Origin of the sequence: Limnohabitans sp. MORI2 (assembly GCF_027925025.1) — a bacterium.
GTDB lineage: Bacteria > Pseudomonadota > Gammaproteobacteria > Burkholderiales > Burkholderiaceae_C > Limnohabitans.
On record NZ_AP027058.1, the window covers coordinates 1,751,124 to 1,766,690 of the forward strand.

Below are 15,567 nucleotides of genomic sequence, written 5' to 3' on the forward strand. Positions count from 1 at the left end.
AAAGGCGTGAATTCAACAGGAAATCAAGCAGTTCGATACGGCATCATCGGTTGCGGCATGATGGGGCAAGAACATCTGCGCAACATTGCATTGCTGGCTCAAACATCCGTCACCCGCATCTTTGAGCCAGACCCTCATATGACTGAGCTTAGTTTGAGCCTCGCTAGCGGTGCGCAACCCGCATCAAGTCTTGAGGACGTCGTCACATCTGAGGATGTAGATTGCCTACTGATCGCGAGCCCAAACTTTCGCCATGCAGAACAATTAAATGCGATTGCTAAGTTGCGTCCATTACCTTTACTTTTGGAAAAACCTGCATGCACCAGTTTGTCAGAAGTTCAGAATTTAATCCAATTGGGTAAACGTTACCCGCAACCCATTTGGGTCGCGATGGAATACCGATATATGCCTCCGGTTGCTTCTTTGTCTGCAGAGGTTCACAACCAACTGCACACAGGGCCAGTGAAGATGATCTCGATACGTGAACATCGTTTTCCTTTTTTGACCAAAGTCGGGGATTGGAATCGGTTCAACCGTTACACAGGAGGCACCTTGGTTGAGAAGTGTTGCCATTTCTTCGATCTCATGCGTCACCTCACTCGCAGCGAACCCATTCGAATCTATGCTTCTGCTTCAGTTGCACACAACCATCTAGATGAACACTATCCCGAGGGGACGCCTGACATACTTGATCATGCCTACGTTGTGGTGGATTTTCAAAGTGGTCAACGTGCCATGCTAGAACTTTGCATGTTTGCCGAAGGCTCGCGCTACCAAGAGGAAATCTCAGTGGTAGGTCCCACCGGCAAGGTGGAATGTTTTGTCCCAGGACCTGGTCGCTTCTGGCCTGAACACTTAGGTGCAGCGCCTGTCCCCAAAGTGATCATCAGCCCTCGCAATCCCAAAGGTCCAAGAGAGCTTGAAGTACCTGTTGACCCTGTCGCACTTGCTGCAGGTGATCACAATGGCTCGACGTTTTATCAGCATCAGAAATTCAATGCGGTCGTTCGTGGCCAGGGAATGGTGGAGGTAAGTTTGAGAGATGGACTCGCAGCCGTACTCATGGGCTTAGCTGCTCAAGAATCTGCGCAAACTGGCATGTCTATTGACTTAACCCAAGGCAAATACGCCTGGTCTCAACTGGATGGCTTGTGATGCTCGTAAGCCGAAAGTCATCTCACAGCATGAACGCCCGCTGTAGTCGGTCGAAACAACTAAAGCTCGCGCATGAAGCGGGCCGCTTCTCGCCAATCAGCTCGAGTCATGGCGTGTCCACCCAGACGTTCAACCCATCTGAGTCGATGTGGATGTTCACTCCAGGCTGTCTGCAAGGACTCCACCAAATGCTTCGCGCCGGTCGGATTTGCCCAAAAATCATCTTTGGCTTGCAATACACAGAGCCCCCGTGGTGCCAATTGAGTAAGCCAATTGATAGGGGCATCCTCCGCGATAAGACGTTGCTGAAGTTCGACATCAGTCGCATCAGGCCCACACCAATGGGGAAAACGAGTGACCAAATCAAACAGAGTCTCACAACCTCGATCATGCACTCGAAGCGATGCAGCACCGCCTGTACCGCTGTTGTTGGCAACTACAGCATCAAATCGGGCATCCAACAGGGCGGCCAAAAGCGCAGCTTTTCCGCCTCGAGAATGACCCACTGCGCCAAGTTTGCCCCTAACTTCATTGGCACTTCGACTCAAAACATCGGCACAAATCATCAGTCCCCAAGCCCAAACAGACAAGGCAGACCAACTACCCTCTGGCCAGCGGCTGTGTACCGGCCCTCGGCGTTGGCAGTCAGGGTTATCGAAGGCCAATTCGGTTCGATTAAACCAAGCCAAAGCAACCCCCTCCTGAATCACCGCATCTATAGCCTCTGCACTAAGAACGTGAGGCCAGCAGCCATCAGGGCTCAAAAGTATGGGAAAAGAACTTTGACCGGTGGGGTACACACAATACATCGTGAAATTCAACCAAGCAGGCTCTCCGACCTGAACCTGCCATTCACGCAGCACCCTACGCGATTGTTGCAACTCGTGCAACAAAACTGCGTTTACAGAATCTTCTCGCCCCGGCAAAGGACCAAAAAATGCATCAATGCCAAGGCGATCCTGTCCAGCTGTCGAAATAATCTTTTTGCTTTCCTTGCTCATTCAAACAAACCATAAGAGCGTTTCAACGCCAGTCGCTTTATTATCAAACCATTCACAGGAGACACTCATGAAAAATATTCGAATCAATCAATTGGCCTTGGCACTTGGCCTTGCAACGCTGTGCAGTTTCGCCCAAGCTGGCGATGTTCGCGTCATGTGCTATCAAGATGGCATCGAATGCGATGTCACTGCGGAATTAGCAAAGCGTTTTGAGTCCCAAAATCCTGGGACAAAAATCATCATTGACACCGTCCCCTATAAAACGATTGTTGAGCAATTGCCCGTTCAGCTTGCGGCAGGCCAAGGACCCGATATTGCCCGAGTTACTGATCTCGGCGGCTTATCAAAGTTTTACTTAGATATTTCTAAAGACATCAAAAACCGCAAGAGCCTCGATCAAAACTTCAGCGCCACAGCGCCTTGGTTAGCGCCCACCGCAGGAGACAAGGGCGTTTATGGGTTCATGTCGCAGCTGACCATGACTGGGCCGTTTGTCAATAAAACTTTGTTTGATCAAGCCAAAGTCGCATTACCAGGGCCTAAAGCCACATGGGATGAGTGGGTAGAAGCATCGCGCAAAGTAGCCAAGACCACCGAAACCAAAGCCGCAATGGCTTGGGATAGGTCAGGCCACCGTTTTGCAGGGCCAGCCATCAGTTATGGCGCCAAAATTTTTGATGCTAGCGGCAATCCCGTGATTGATGCTGGCTACAAAAATGCTGTGAACAAATTTGTAGGTTGGCACAAAGACGGCACGATGATGCGTGAAGTATGGGCTGGCTCTGGCGGCTCTACTTATGCCTCATCCATCGATGAATTTATCAACGGTAATGTCGTCATGGTCCTAGCAGGAAGCTGGCAAATTGGCAATCTTCAAAAGAAAGTCGGTAACAAATTCGACTGGGTTGCAGTCCCTAACCCTTGCGGCTCAACTGCTTGCTCTGGCATACCAGGTGGCGCTGCATGGGTGGCACTGAAAACCAGCAAATCTCCAAAAGAAACCGCCGCTTTCCTTGAATTCATGGCGTCAGAGTCAGCTTATGCTGAATTTACAGCGCGGACCAATAACATTCCAGCGCATGCAGGTCTCGCAAAGAAAGGGGTCAATTACGCTTCAGCTGATCCTGCATCAAAGGCGGCACTGGGAGTGTTCAGCGCTGGCGTCGCAAACCTGTCTCCTGTTGCTTATCAATTCCAAGGATACAAATTCAACCGAGCCATCATGTTGCCAACTGTGACTCGTGTCACCCAAGCTATTGTGGGCGAGATGAATTCCGACGAAGCCATCAACAAGATCGTGGCGGACATGCAAGACGCCGTCAAGCAAGCGCAGAAATAAAGATCTAAAACATTTCATTTAGTCAGCCAAGCGGGCAGAAGCTATTCGCTTCTGCCCCTTTTGGTAAGCCATATTTTTATGAAATTACTGGGTTTACTCCTAAACTTGCTAGAACCCATCTTTGCCATGGGCCAGCGTTTACTTGGCATCCATCGCTTAGGATGGTTTTTCGTCGCCCCAAATTTATTGGTATTCGGTATTTTTTGTTTCTTACCAATCCTAATTAACCTGATTTACGCCACGACTGGCGGCGTCAATTTAATCCCGACTCAACGTCCGTTTACTGGTCTTGAAAACTTTCAAATTCTTTTTGAATGCCGAGACTACTTGGATGTTTCATCTTGTCGCAAAGACGTGTTTTGGCGAGCCATCTTCAACACTTTAAAGTTTAGTTTTTTTCAAGTTGGACTGATGGTTTTGTTCGCCCTCATCACTGCCTTAGTTCTGAACAAAAAGATCCTAGGCCGAGGCTTCTGGCGGGGTGTTTTCTTTTATCCAGTCTTGTTATCACCCGTCGTGGTCGCGCTCATTTGGAAATGGTTGTTACAAAGCCAAGGAGCCTTCAATGCTGGGTTGGTTGCACTTGACCTTGCACCCGTTGAATGGCTGACCCAAGCCAAGCCAGCTTTCTTTTGGGCCATCTTCATTTCCATTTGGGCACATATGGGTTTTTACACGCTCATTCTGCTTGCAGGGTTACAAGCAATTCCCAAAGACCTCTACGAAGCTGCACAAATGGACCGTGCTAGCCCATGGCGTACTCTCAGAAAGATCACACTCCCCTTGCTGATGCCTAATTTAATTGTGGTCTTAGTACTTGCCGCCATTCGCGCAATTCAAATCTTCGATGAGGTATTCGTACTCACAGGGGGTGGGCCTGGCTCAGCCACCACATTTATCGTGCAGTTCATTTACCAAACTGGCTTTGCAGAACAGATTCACTTGTACGGGCTTGCAGCGGCGGCATCCTTGGCTTTGGCAGCTTTTCTAATTGTGCTCACACTCGCGCAACTTCGCCTAACTCGTGCCCAAGAATTGGGCCCCAAGGGTAAATGACATGAAAATCTTAGAATTTTTACTTCGCACCCGAGGTCGCCGTAAGCTGCATTGGACCGACACTCTGAGCTATGCCTATTTACTCTTGGGGTTGGTCACAATGTTTGCCCCTGTTTTATGGCTTGTTTTATCGTCATTTAAATCTGAGGCTGCTATAGCCCAGTTCCCCCCAACCCTGCTGCCTTATGCTCAGAAGACTGTGGAAGTGAGTGGGTACAACCATCCGTTGCCCTTGTTCAACGTGAACCTAGACGATGGCACAAGCAAAACTCTGGCCCAAGCGAGCCGCATGGGTATATCAGCCATGATGGTAGATCCCGACTCGCCTGAACAACGTATTCAGGTAAACATCAAACAACGACAGCCTGTCAACGAAATCAAGTGGGCCTGGAACAATTACACCGACTTGTTTAGGAAGTTCGCTTTTGGAACTTACCTGTGGAATAGCGTTTTCATCACCTTGGTTGCAACGCTGTTAACACTCCTGTTTAATTCAATGGCTGCTTTTGCTCTCTCAAAATATCGCTTCACTGGTCAAAAGGTTGTGTTTCTATTAATCATTGCCACCCTGATGATCCCACCCACCATCATCTTGGTACCAGTATTTTTAGTGATCAATCAAATCGGATTACTTAACTCACTGTGGGGCGTGATTTTGCCCGCTGTAGCAACACCCACTGGCGTATTTCTGCTTCGCCAATACATGCTCACAATTCCGGACGAACTCATCGAGGCAGCGCGTATGGATCACGCCAGTGAATGGCGCATTTATTGGCGGATTATTCTTCCCCTTTCTGCGCCTGCACTTGCCGTGCTGGCAATTTTTTCAGTGATGTGGCGATGGAATGACTTCTTGCTGCCACTGATCGTGCTCTCGCAAAACGAACATTTCACTCTACAACTCGCGTTGAATTCATTTCAAGGTGAACTCAATACGCAGTGGCACTATTTACTTGCGATGACGGTGATCACTTTGTTACCTGTCACTTTGGTCTTTGCTTTCTTGCAACGACACATCACAACTGGTATCGCCAGTGCAGGTGTTAAATAACTTTTTCATACTAGGTATTTCACGTGTCTACTCTTGAACTTCACGCCATACGCAAAACCTTTGATCAGACACCCGTCATTCATGGTGTCGACCTGCATGTTGAACATGGAGAATTCATAGTTTTTGTCGGGCCTTCGGGTTGCGGGAAATCCACACTCCTGCGACTCATTGCAGGTCTAGATGAACCAACTGATGGGCTATTGCGTATCGATGGCGAACAGGTCAATCATCTTGGTGCCGCTGATCGTGGTTGTGCGATGGTCTTTCAGTCCTATGCGCTTTACCCTCATATGACGGTTTATGCCAACATGGCATTTGGCCTTGAAAATGCGAAAGTCCCCAACAAAGAAATTGAGCAAAAAGTCCAAGAAGCGGCAGTCATGTTGCGCCTTGAACACTTGCTTGATCGACGCCCCACACAACTTTCTGGCGGCCAGCGTCAGCGGGTTGCGATTGGTCGGGCTATCGTCAGAAATCCAAAGATTTTTTTGTTTGACGAGCCTTTGTCAAATTTAGATGCTGAACTACGGGTATCCATGCGTTCAGAGCTTCGCGAACTTCACCGTCGGTTAGGTGTGACGATGATCTATGTGACACATGATCAAGTCGAAGCAATGACTATGGCGGATCGAATCGTTGTTTTACGTGCCGGACGCGTGGAACAAGTCGGAACGCCAGAGTCCCTCTACCAAAAACCGTGCAATGTATTTGTAGCTGGATTTATTGGTAGCCCTCGGATGAATTTATTCAGTTATCGGGTGACATCAGGTTGTCCATCATTAAGCGCTTTGCTGCCAGCAGGCATACACCAAGTTGGCGTTCGCCCAGAGCATTGGATTCCCGCAGACGCATCTGATGGGCTAGCGATGACAGTCTTGTCTTCAGAATACCTTGGCGCTCAACGACTAGTTGTCGCTGAACTTGAAGACAAAACACGTGTGGAGCTACTAGTAGATGCGGGTCTGCAGATGCCTATCAGGGAGCTTGTACACCTCAAAGCTCACCCCGATCACATACATGCTTTTGACGATCAAGGGCAACGCATTAATTCGGAGACGAAATGACCCCCGTTCAATCAGAGGCATGGCAAGTCCATCCTGGCAATTCGCAAAGTGATGCTCATGCGAAATTAGCGGGTGGCGATCGATTGGATATGGTGTTTCTGTCAGACACAATGGCGCGGGTTTACTGGCATCCTTCGAGCGGTTTTCGTGAACCACGCACATGGGCCATCGCGCCCACACACGACCATCGGGTTCAAGATGTTCCGTGGGAGGGCCGCTCACGATCGAGCCTCGAAGGTTTTGAAAGACCAAGCATCATCCACACTTCAGAACACACGATCAGCACTAGACGACTCAAAGCGAGTTTTGAAGGAGGAAACGGATTGCCAGTTCGTGTCATTTGGCGAGATGCACAATCAGACCAAGTGATCTTGCAAGACCGTGTGACCTCAGCCTACTTGCATGAAAAAAGAACGGGGCTTGTTCGCCACAGTGTCGTGCGAGACCCCAACGAATACTTCTTCGGCCTAGGTGACAAAACTGGCCCGCTCAATTTGCATGGCAGGCGATTGCGTTGCATGGGTCAGGATGCCATCGGATACGACGCTCACTCAGGTGATCCACTCTATAAACACTGGCCGTTTGTCATCACTCGAACTATTGATGGTTTGTGGACAGGCATTTACTACGATACGTTGTCTGCCTGCACATTTGACCTAGGTTGTGAACATGACAATTACCACGGACTGTTTCGCAGCGTTGACATCGACGACGGAGACTTGGATTACTACTTCATGCTGGGAACAACCCCAGCAGAGGTGGTGGCTCAGTTTGTTCAATTGATCGGAGGCAGCCACTTACCCCCCCGATGGACCTTGGGTTTCGCACAAACAGCAATGGGCTTGGCTGACGCGCCGGATGCTCAAGATCAACTGGATGCATTCATCGACGAATGTCAACGCCACAAAGTTCCTATCTCTGCTTTTCACTATGGTTCTGGCTATTCGAGTAGGGGAAAACAGCGTTATGTTTTTACTTGGAATCGCTCTAAGTTTCCTGACCCCAAACGGCTGAATGAAAAGTTTCGTGGCGCCAACCTTAAACTGGTGGCCAATTTGAAACCCTGCCTCTTAGATGACCATCCAGCCTACTCGAAATTGGCAAAAGAGCATGCTTTTATCGAGCATGAAAACACGCACCAACCTGTGGTTGAACCCTACTGGGATGGGCAAGGGTCACACCTCGATTTCACTCGACCAAACGCAGTTAAGTGGTGGCAAGAACAACTAAGAAGCCAAATTTTGGATTACGGCATTCAAGTAGGTTGGAACGATAACAACGAATACGCCATTGCAGCTGAAGATGCGTTCAGTGCAGGCTGGGGGAAAGCTATCCCGATGCACCGAAGTCGCCCTTTGCATGCATTGCTGATGACGAGAGCGAGCTTCGAGGCGCAACGTGAAGACCTCATTGCCAATCCAGACCGTGACCATCTTTTTACTGTGACACGTGCAGGCCCTCCGGGTATCCAGCGCTATGCTCAAACTTGGTCGGGGGATAACACCACTAGCTGGAAAACGCTCAAATGGAATATCCGAACAGGCTTGCAAATGAGCCTATCTGGCATGTTCAACGTGGGGCACGATGTAGGCGGTTTTTTTGGCCCCGTGCCTGATCCCGAGCTGTTTCTTCGCTGGGTTCAAGCCTGTGCGCTGAATCCTCGCATGGTAATGAACTCTTGGAAAGAAGGAAACGTCAGCAATCTGCCTTGGATGCATCCAGAGGTGACTGATGCAATTCGCAGCACCATTGAGTTGCGATATCGACTCATGCCTTATCTCTGGGCTTGCTTTGAAGCAGCTTGCTCCACTCATCAACCTATCATTCGGCCAACATTTTTTGATTTTCCAGACGATCAAAATTGCTTGAATGACTGCGATGAATTCATGTTAGGCGAGGCCCTTTTAGTAGCCCCGGTAGTGGGGCCTGGCGCAAACACCCGAAAACTCTATCTACCCAAACTTCCAGATGGACAGCGGTGGTTCAATTTCCACACGCGAGAAGCATACCCAAGTGGTTCAATAGCTGAACTAGATGCCCCAATGTCCCTTCTTCCGCTTCTTGTACGAGAGGGCAAGTCCATTGAGGTGTCAGCTCCAAAACCAGGGGCCGTGGCACACCACGATGACCCCGTAGTAGAGGTTTTACGCTTCAACTGATGGCGGATGAGTTTGCATCTGCAAATTCATTTCCATCCATCAAAAGACCAGCTTTACACCAGTTTTCGATTGGATGAATTCTGGGGTTACCCCTTCTGCCAACTCAACGACCTTCAAGCCTTCAGGGGTTACATCCATCACCCCTAAATCAGTGATGATGCGATCCACCACGCCCACGCCTGTCAAAGGCAAGGTGCACTGATGCAAGATTTTCAAATCTTCGGTGCCATCTTTTTTCTTGGCCACGTGTTCCATCAACACGATCACGCGCTTGACGCCCGCGACCAAATCCATCGCGCCGCCCATGCCTTTGATCATCTTGCCGGGGATCATCCAGTTGGCCAAATCGCCCTTCTCGCTCACTTGCATCGCGCCAAGGATTGAGAGGTTGATCTTGCCGCCACGGATCATGGCAAACGATTGATCGCTGCCAAAAATAGCCGAGCCTTTGATGGTGGTCACGGTTTGTTTGCCTGCGTTGATAAGGTCAGCGTCGACTTCATCTTCATAGGGGAACGGGCCAATGCCGAGCATGCCGTTTTCGCTTTGCAGCCACACTTCCACGTGATCGGGCACATGGTTAGCCACCAGCGTAGGGATGCCGATGCCCAGGTTCACATAAAAACCGTCTTGCAGTTCGCTTGCCGCGCGTGCGGCCATTTCGTCTTGAGTCCAAGCCATGATGGTGTGTCCTTATTTGCGGTCGCGGGTGGTGCGCTTTTCAATGCGCTTCTCGGGCGTGGGGTTGTGCACGATGCGGTGCACATAAATGCCAGGCAAGTGAATGTCGTCGGGGGCCAACTCGCCCGTGGCCACAATGCGCTCAACTTCGACCACGCAAATCTTGCCAGCAGTGGCGGCTGCGGGGTTGAAGTTGCGCGCGGTCATGTTGAAGCGCAGGTTGCCTGAGCGGTCAGCCACATCGGCCTTGATGAGCGACACCTCGGGCACCAAGGAGTGCTCCATCACGTAGGTTTCGCCATTGAATTCGCGCAACTCTTTGCCTTCGGCCACCACAGTGCCCACACCGGTTTTGGTGAAGAAGGCGGGAATGCCTGCACCGCCCGCGCGCAGCTTTTCAGCCAGCGTGCCTTGGGGCGTGAATTCGAGCTCCAACTCGCCAGAGAGGTATTGGCGTTCGAACTCTTTGTTCTCGCCCACGTAGCTGGAAATCATTTTTTTGATTTGGCGGGTTTCGAGCAACTTGCCCAAACCAAAGCCGTCCACGCCAGCGTTGTTAGAAACCACGGTCAAGTCCTTCACGCCCGTGTCGCGCAAGGCGTCAATCAAGGCTTCAGGAATGCCACACAAGCCAAAACCACCCACAGCCATCAGCTGGCCGTCGGCCACGATGTCTTTGAGTGCTTCAGCAGCAGAAGGGAAAACTTTGTTCAAGGGATGCTCCAGTCAAAGTACAACAGAATGCGCTTACGATACTACGTATTGAGATACGTAGTTTTTCGTAAGCACAGACCCCCTAGACCCCATCCATGATTGATTACCGCCAAGCCTTTGACCTCGCCCCCGTGGGCTTGGTGCTGTCTCGCAACCGCCAAATGGTGGATTGCAACCAGCACGTGTGCGACATGTTTGGGGCCACGCGTGAGCAGCTGATTGGTCAGTCGTTTCAAGTGCTTTACCCCAGTGCAGATGAATACGAACGCACGGGTGCACGCATCAAACTCAGCCTCAACGCCAAAGGTCTGTACGCAGACGATCGTTTGATGAAGCGCATTGATGGCCGCTTCAAAGGCGAGCCGTTTTGGTGCCATGTGACGGGCCGGGCGTTGAATTTAGAGTCGCCACATGAGGCTGGCATTTGGAGTTTTGAAGACCTCAGCGCCACGCGCCCCGTGCGCGCCGAACTGACAGCACGTGAGCGCGAGGTGGCGGCCTTCTTGATGGAGGGCATGACCTCCAAAGAAATCGGCAAAGTGCTTGGCATCAGTCACCGCACGGTAGAAATTTACCGCGCCAAACTGATGCGCAAATACAAAGCCTCCACCACCGCAGACCTGGTGCACAAGCTGGTGGTGGGCTGAACGCCTGCTTAGGATTGAGGCGCGTCCACCACTTCTGCAGCGGCGCGAAAGCCTTCGACGGCTGTCGGCACACCACAGTAAATCGCCGCATGCAACAACACCTCTTGCAACTCTTCTTTGGTTGCCCCGTTGTTCAACGCACCGCGCACATGCCCTTTGAGTTCATGTGATCTTCCCAATGCGGTCAGCATGGCCACCGTGATGAGGCTGCGGGTTTTCAAATCCAACACACCGCGCTGCCATGTGTCACCCCAAGCAGCACGCGTGATGTGGTGCTGCATGGGCTCAGTGAAGTCGGTCATGCCACCAAATGCCTTGTCGACAAATGGCTTACCCATGACTTGGGTACGCATGGCCAAACCTTTTTGAAACGCCTCATCCGAGGGCAACGATTTTTTGTCTGTCATCTGTGTTCCTTCTCCGCAAAATCTTGCCAAGCATAATCGCTGCCAAATTTGAATAACGGAGACTCCATGACCCGCTACCCATTCCCTGACATCGAAGGCTTACCCGAAGACCTGCGCGCCAAAATTTTGGAAGTCCAAGAAAAGTCTGGCTTTGTACCCAATGTGTTTTTGGCTTTGGCCCGCCGTCCTGCCGAGTGGCGTGCGTTCTTTGCCTATCACGATGCGCTGATGATGCCCGAGACCGTGGGCCGCGAGAGCAACCTCTCCAAAGGTGACCGCGAAATGATCGTCACCACCACCAGCGCAGCCAACAACTGCTTGTACTGCGTGGTGGCGCACGGTGCAATTTTGCGCATCTACGAAAAGAAACCTTTGGTGGCCGACCAAGTGGCCGTGAACTACCGCAAAGCCGACATCACACCACGCCAACGCGCCATGCTCGACTTCGCCATGAAGGTGTGCCTGCACAGCGACGAAGTGAACGATGACGACTTCACCGCCTTGCACGCCCACGGCTTCAATGACGAAGACATTTGGGACATTGCCAGCATCACTGCTTTCTTTGGCATGAGCAACCGCATTGCCAGCTTCAGCAGCATGATGCCCAACCCCGAGTTTTATCTGCTAGGCCGCGTGCCACGCCAAAAATAAATGGACTGTCGCGCCGCTTGCGGGGCTTGCTGCATTGCCCCGTCCATCACCAGCCCACTGCCTGGCATGCCACATGGCAAACCGGCAGGTGTGCCCTGTGCACAGTTGATGGATGACATGCGCTGCGCGGTGTTCGGCAGGCCTGAGCGGCCTGCGTTTTGCGGCGGTTTAAAACCTTCAGCCGAGATGTGCGGCACTTCGCGTGAGGAGGCCATCGTGTGGCTCTCACGCTTAGACGCACTCACTGCGCCTTGAGAATCAAGGCGTGACCAAAGCCCGCACCCAGTCGGGCAGTTCAATCGATTTTTGCTTAGGAAAGTCGACCCAAATCGTGGTCGCACCGCCAGCGGCGTAAATCGTGCCGGGGTTGCTGGCCGACTCCATCGTGGTCCAGGTTTCAAACGTGGTGCGTGCTGGGTCGCTGACATAGAGCTTGAGCAGCACATCACCTGGGTATTCAAGCTGTTTGTAGAAATTACAAAACGCATTGACGATCACCGGCCCCTGCCCTTCGGGCGAAGGCTGGGCATTGTTCTTGGCCAGCCACTCCACACGGATGATTTCAAGGTAACGAAAGTACAGCGTGTTGTTCACATGCCCCATCGCATCCATGTCGCCCCAGCGAATGGGAACGGTCATTTCGTAAACGAGTTTTTTGTTTTCAGGTATTTCGTATTTCATACTGCAAAGCCGTCATCGGCTGAAATGATGGAACCATTGATAAAGCCACTTTCTGCACTGGCCAGCAACACCAACAAGGCGTCCAGATCTTGCGGGTTGCCGATACGCTTACGCGGCAACATGCTGACCAGCTTTTGTCCTTGCTCCGTTTGCCAATGGTGGTGATTGATTTCAGTGTCGATGTAGCCAGGGCAAATCGCATTCACATTGATGCCAAAACGGCCCCACTCCATGGCCAGCACTTTGGTCATTTGAATCACAGCAGCTTTGCTCATGCAATACGGGCCAATTTGCGGCAACACGCGCAAGCCAGCGACAGAGGCGATGTTGATGATGCGTCCACCCGTGTAAGTGCCAGGCGCAGCCCCCTTGGCACGGGCCAACATGCGCTTGCCCACCTCTTGGGCCACGAAGAACGAGCCTTTCACGTTGGTGTTGAAGGTGAAGTCAAAGTCTTCTTCCGTCACGTCTTGCACGCGTTGGGTGGTGCTCACGCCCGAGTTATTCACCAATATGTCAATGCTGCCCACCTCGGTCTCGGCATGAGCCACGGCCGACTGGATGCTGCTCAACGTGGTCACGTCTAGGCTCACCACATGGGCGTCGCCGCCTTCGGCTTGAATCTCGGCACGCAACTCTTTGAGCTTGTCCATGCGGCGGCTAGCCAACACCACAGCGGCACCCGCACGTGACAGGGTTTTGGCAAATTGAGCCCCCAAACCACTTGATGCGCCGGTGACCAAAGCCACGCGGCCCGACAAATCTAGGCTGTACGCCATGTTGACCTCCAGATTGTTGAGTTATTTCATTATGACAAGTGCGTCTATGGCAGGCCCTAAAATCTGTCTCACCTCTGACAACAAACAGAATGAGACAACGCACATGACACAAGAAGAAATCCTCGCCCAGTTTGGTCCCCGCGAAGCCATGGAATACGACGTGGTCGTGGTCGGTGGCGGCCCTGGCGGTCTGGCCACGGCCATTCGCATCAAGCAACTCGCTGCCGAAAAAGGCAACGATATGTCAGTGGTCGTCCTCGAAAAAGGCTCAGAGCCCGGCGCACACATTTTGTCGGGCGCGGTGATGGACCCGAAGGCCATGACCGAACTCATCCCCGACTGGAAAGAACTCGGCTGCCCACTGAATCAAGAAGTCACGGGCGACGATGTGTTGTTCCTCAGCGAAACCGATGCCCAACGCACGCCAGACTGGCTGCTACCCCGCAACTTGCACAACGACGGTTGCTATGTGGTGTCGCTCAGCAATGTGGTCAAGTGGATGGCAGCGCACGCTGAATCCATCGGCGTGGAAATTTTCCCTGGCTTCACGGCGGCTGAAGTGCTTTACAACGACGACGGCAGTGTGAAAGGCGTCGCCACTGGCAACCTCGGCATTGGCAAAGACGGCGAGCCCACTGACAACTTCCAGCTCGGCATGGAGCTGCACGCCAAGTACACCATCTTCGCCGAAGGCGCCCGTGGCCATTTGGGCAAGCAAGTGATTGCCAAATACAACTTGACCGAGGGCAAAGACCCACAAAGCTACGCCATCGGCATCAAAGAACTGTGGGAAGTGGACCCATCCAAAGCCAAGCCTGGCTTGGTGGTGCACACCTCTGGCTGGCCCATGCAAGACGACGCGTTTGGCGGCGGCTTTTTGTACCACCTCGAAGACAACAAAGTCACCCTCGGTTTTGTGCTCGGCCTCGACTACAAAAACCCATGGCTCAGCCCCTTTGAAGAAATGCAACGCTGGAAAACACACCCAGCCATTGCAGCTCACCTCGAAGGTGCGAAACGCATTGGTTACGGCGCACGCGCCATCAACAACGGCACGCCACAAGCCTTGCCCAAAACCGTGTTCCCCGGTGGCGCACTGATTGGTTGCGATGCAGGCTACTTGAACGCAGCCCGCATCAAAGGCAGCCACGCCGCCATCAAGAGCGGCATGCTCGCTGCAGATGCAGCGTATGAAGCTGTGTCGGCAGGTCGCGCCAACGATGAACTCAGCGCCTACCCCGCCGCATTTGAAAAGAGCTGGCTCAGCAAAGAGCTCAACCAATACCGCAACTTCAAACTGTGGTTCAAAAAAGGCAAGCTCGTCGGCATGGTGATGACCGGCATCGAACACTGGCTCTTGCCCAAGCTCGGCGTCGACAACCCACCATGGACACTGCATGCCACCAAGCCCGACCATGTGAACTTGGAGCCTGCAGCGCAGCACGCGCAAATCAACTACCCCAAGCCCGATGGCAAGCTCACGTTTGACCGCTTGAGCAGCGTGTTCATCAGCAACACCAACCACGAAGAAAACCAACCCGCGCACTTGACGCTCAAAGACGCGTCGGTGCCCGTCAACATCAACCTCGCCAAGTTCGCAGGCCCCGAGAGCCGCTATTGCCCCGCCGGTGTGTACGAGTACGTGAAGAACGACGACAACTCTGACCGCCTGCAAATCAACGCACAAAACTGCGTGCATTGCAAAACCTGCGACATCAAAGACCCCACCCAAAACATCGTGTGGGTCACACCCGAAGGCGGTGGCGGCCCCAACTACAGCGGCATGTAAAGACTATGAACAAATATCACGCAGAACACACGTGGGTGCGCATCGAAGGCGACACCGCCTTGGTGGGCATCACCCAACACGCACAAGACACGCTGGGCGACATCGTGTTTGTCGACTTCGCCCCCGTGGGTACCACCGCAGCGCAAGGCACCGTGGCCGGTGTGGTCGAGTCGGTCAAAGCCGCCGCCGATGTGCACATGCCTGCAACTGTGGAAATCCTTGAACACAACGAAGCCTTGCGAGCCGATCCCTCACTGGCCAACAGCGACCCCGAGGGTGCAGGCTGGTTTTACAAAGTCAAGCTCAACAATGCAGCGGAGCTGGATGGACTGATGGATGATGCGGCATATCAAGGCATCACGGGTTAATCCCCACGATCCAAACAACAAGGCT

17 protein-coding genes are annotated in these 15,567 nt (G+C 52.3%); 11 read left to right on the top strand and 6 right to left on the bottom strand.

What is annotated here, in order from left to right; genetic code table 11:
• Positions 1 to 6: 6 nt before the first annotated feature.
• Complete coding sequence (locus tag QMG27_RS08295; RefSeq protein ID WP_281810591.1) at positions 7 to 1,155, top strand: Gfo/Idh/MocA family oxidoreductase; 1,149 nt, start codon at positions 7 to 9, stop codon at positions 1,153 to 1,155.
• Between the two features lie 59 nt (positions 1,156 to 1,214).
• Here QMG27_RS08295 and QMG27_RS08300 read toward each other — a convergent pair whose 3' ends face one another.
• The gene (locus tag QMG27_RS08300) at positions 1,215 to 2,156 is read right to left on the bottom strand and encodes a hypothetical protein (RefSeq protein WP_281810592.1); all 942 of its coding nucleotides are present in this window, start codon (positions 2,154 to 2,156) and stop codon (positions 1,215 to 1,217) included.
• A 67-nt stretch (positions 2,157 to 2,223) separates the two neighbouring features.
• On the opposite strand from QMG27_RS08300, the gene QMG27_RS08305 reads away from it, so the two are divergent.
• From QMG27_RS08305 to QMG27_RS08325, 5 genes are all read left to right on the top strand, one after another.
• A complete protein-coding gene (locus QMG27_RS08305; RefSeq protein ID WP_281810593.1) occupies positions 2,224 to 3,495 on the top strand; it encodes an ABC transporter substrate-binding protein in 1,272 nt (423 codons plus the stop codon).
• Positions 3,496 to 3,573: 78 nt separating this feature from the next.
• Positions 3,574 to 4,551, top strand: coding sequence for a sugar ABC transporter permease (locus tag QMG27_RS08310; RefSeq protein WP_281810594.1), 978 nt, complete (start codon positions 3,574 to 3,576; stop codon positions 4,549 to 4,551).
• Between the two features lies 1 nt (position 4,552).
• A complete protein-coding gene (locus tag QMG27_RS08315; protein ID WP_281810595.1) occupies positions 4,553 to 5,602 on the top strand; it encodes a carbohydrate ABC transporter permease in 1,050 nt (349 codons plus the stop codon).
• Positions 5,603 to 5,625: 23 nt separating this feature from the next.
• A complete protein-coding gene (locus QMG27_RS08320) occupies positions 5,626 to 6,666 on the top strand; it encodes an ABC transporter ATP-binding protein (RefSeq protein WP_281810596.1) in 1,041 nt (346 codons plus the stop codon).
• Positions 6,663 to 8,825 (top strand): TIM-barrel domain-containing protein, encoded by a 2,163-nt coding sequence (locus tag QMG27_RS08325; protein ID WP_281810597.1) that lies wholly within the window; start codon positions 6,663 to 6,665, stop codon positions 8,823 to 8,825. Before QMG27_RS08320 ends, QMG27_RS08325 begins: the two co-directional genes overlap by 4 nt.
• Before the next feature lie 39 nt (positions 8,826 to 8,864).
• On the opposite strand, the gene QMG27_RS08330 is transcribed toward QMG27_RS08325, so the two are convergent.
• Together QMG27_RS08330 and QMG27_RS08335 are read right to left on the bottom strand one after the other, a co-directional pair.
• Positions 8,865 to 9,506, bottom strand: coding sequence for a 3-oxoacid CoA-transferase subunit B (locus tag QMG27_RS08330; protein WP_281810598.1), 642 nt, complete (start codon positions 9,504 to 9,506; stop codon positions 8,865 to 8,867).
• A gap of 12 nt (positions 9,507 to 9,518) precedes the next feature.
• The gene (locus QMG27_RS08335; protein ID WP_281810599.1) at positions 9,519 to 10,220 is read right to left on the bottom strand and encodes a CoA transferase subunit A; all 702 of its coding nucleotides are present in this window, start codon (positions 10,218 to 10,220) and stop codon (positions 9,519 to 9,521) included.
• 95 nt (positions 10,221 to 10,315) lie between these two features.
• Between QMG27_RS08335 and QMG27_RS08340 the strand changes: the two genes are divergently transcribed.
• On the top strand, positions 10,316 to 10,867 hold the full coding sequence (locus QMG27_RS08340) for a PAS and helix-turn-helix domain-containing protein (protein ID WP_281810600.1): 552 nt from the start codon (positions 10,316 to 10,318) through the stop codon (positions 10,865 to 10,867).
• A gap of 8 nt (positions 10,868 to 10,875) precedes the next feature.
• On the opposite strand, the gene QMG27_RS08345 is transcribed toward QMG27_RS08340, so the two are convergent.
• Positions 10,876 to 11,274 carry a carboxymuconolactone decarboxylase family protein gene (locus QMG27_RS08345; protein ID WP_281810601.1) on the bottom strand — a complete coding sequence of 133 codons (399 nt, stop codon included), beginning with the start codon at positions 11,272 to 11,274 and terminating at the stop codon, positions 10,876 to 10,878.
• 66 nt (positions 11,275 to 11,340) lie between these two features.
• Between QMG27_RS08345 and QMG27_RS08350 the strand changes: the two genes are divergently transcribed.
• Together QMG27_RS08350 and QMG27_RS08355 are read left to right on the top strand one after the other, a co-directional pair.
• Entirely contained in the window at positions 11,341 to 11,925 is a 585-nt protein-coding gene (locus QMG27_RS08350) for a peroxidase-related enzyme (protein ID WP_281810602.1), read from the top strand.
• Positions 11,926 to 12,180, top strand: a complete 255-nt coding sequence (locus tag QMG27_RS08355; protein WP_281810603.1) for a YkgJ family cysteine cluster protein — start codon at positions 11,926 to 11,928, stop codon at positions 12,178 to 12,180.
• A gap of 3 nt (positions 12,181 to 12,183) precedes the next feature.
• Here QMG27_RS08355 and QMG27_RS08360 read toward each other — a convergent pair whose 3' ends face one another.
• Positions 12,184 to 12,606, bottom strand: coding sequence for an acyl-CoA thioesterase (locus QMG27_RS08360; protein WP_281810604.1), 423 nt, complete (start codon positions 12,604 to 12,606; stop codon positions 12,184 to 12,186).
• Positions 12,603 to 13,385 (bottom strand): SDR family oxidoreductase, encoded by a 783-nt coding sequence (locus QMG27_RS08365; RefSeq protein WP_281810605.1) that lies wholly within the window; start codon positions 13,383 to 13,385, stop codon positions 12,603 to 12,605. The genes QMG27_RS08360 and QMG27_RS08365 overlap by 4 nt, the downstream gene beginning before the upstream one ends.
• Positions 13,386 to 13,488: 103 nt before the next feature.
• Between QMG27_RS08365 and QMG27_RS08370 the strand changes: the two genes are divergently transcribed.
• Positions 13,489 to 15,174, top strand: coding sequence for an electron transfer flavoprotein-ubiquinone oxidoreductase (locus QMG27_RS08370; protein ID WP_281810606.1), 1,686 nt, complete (start codon positions 13,489 to 13,491; stop codon positions 15,172 to 15,174).
• 5 nt (positions 15,175 to 15,179) lie between these two features.
• On the top strand, positions 15,180 to 15,542 hold the full coding sequence (gcvH, locus tag QMG27_RS08375) for a glycine cleavage system protein GcvH (RefSeq protein WP_281810607.1): 363 nt from the start codon (positions 15,180 to 15,182) through the stop codon (positions 15,540 to 15,542).
• Positions 15,543 to 15,567 lie beyond the last annotated feature (25 nt).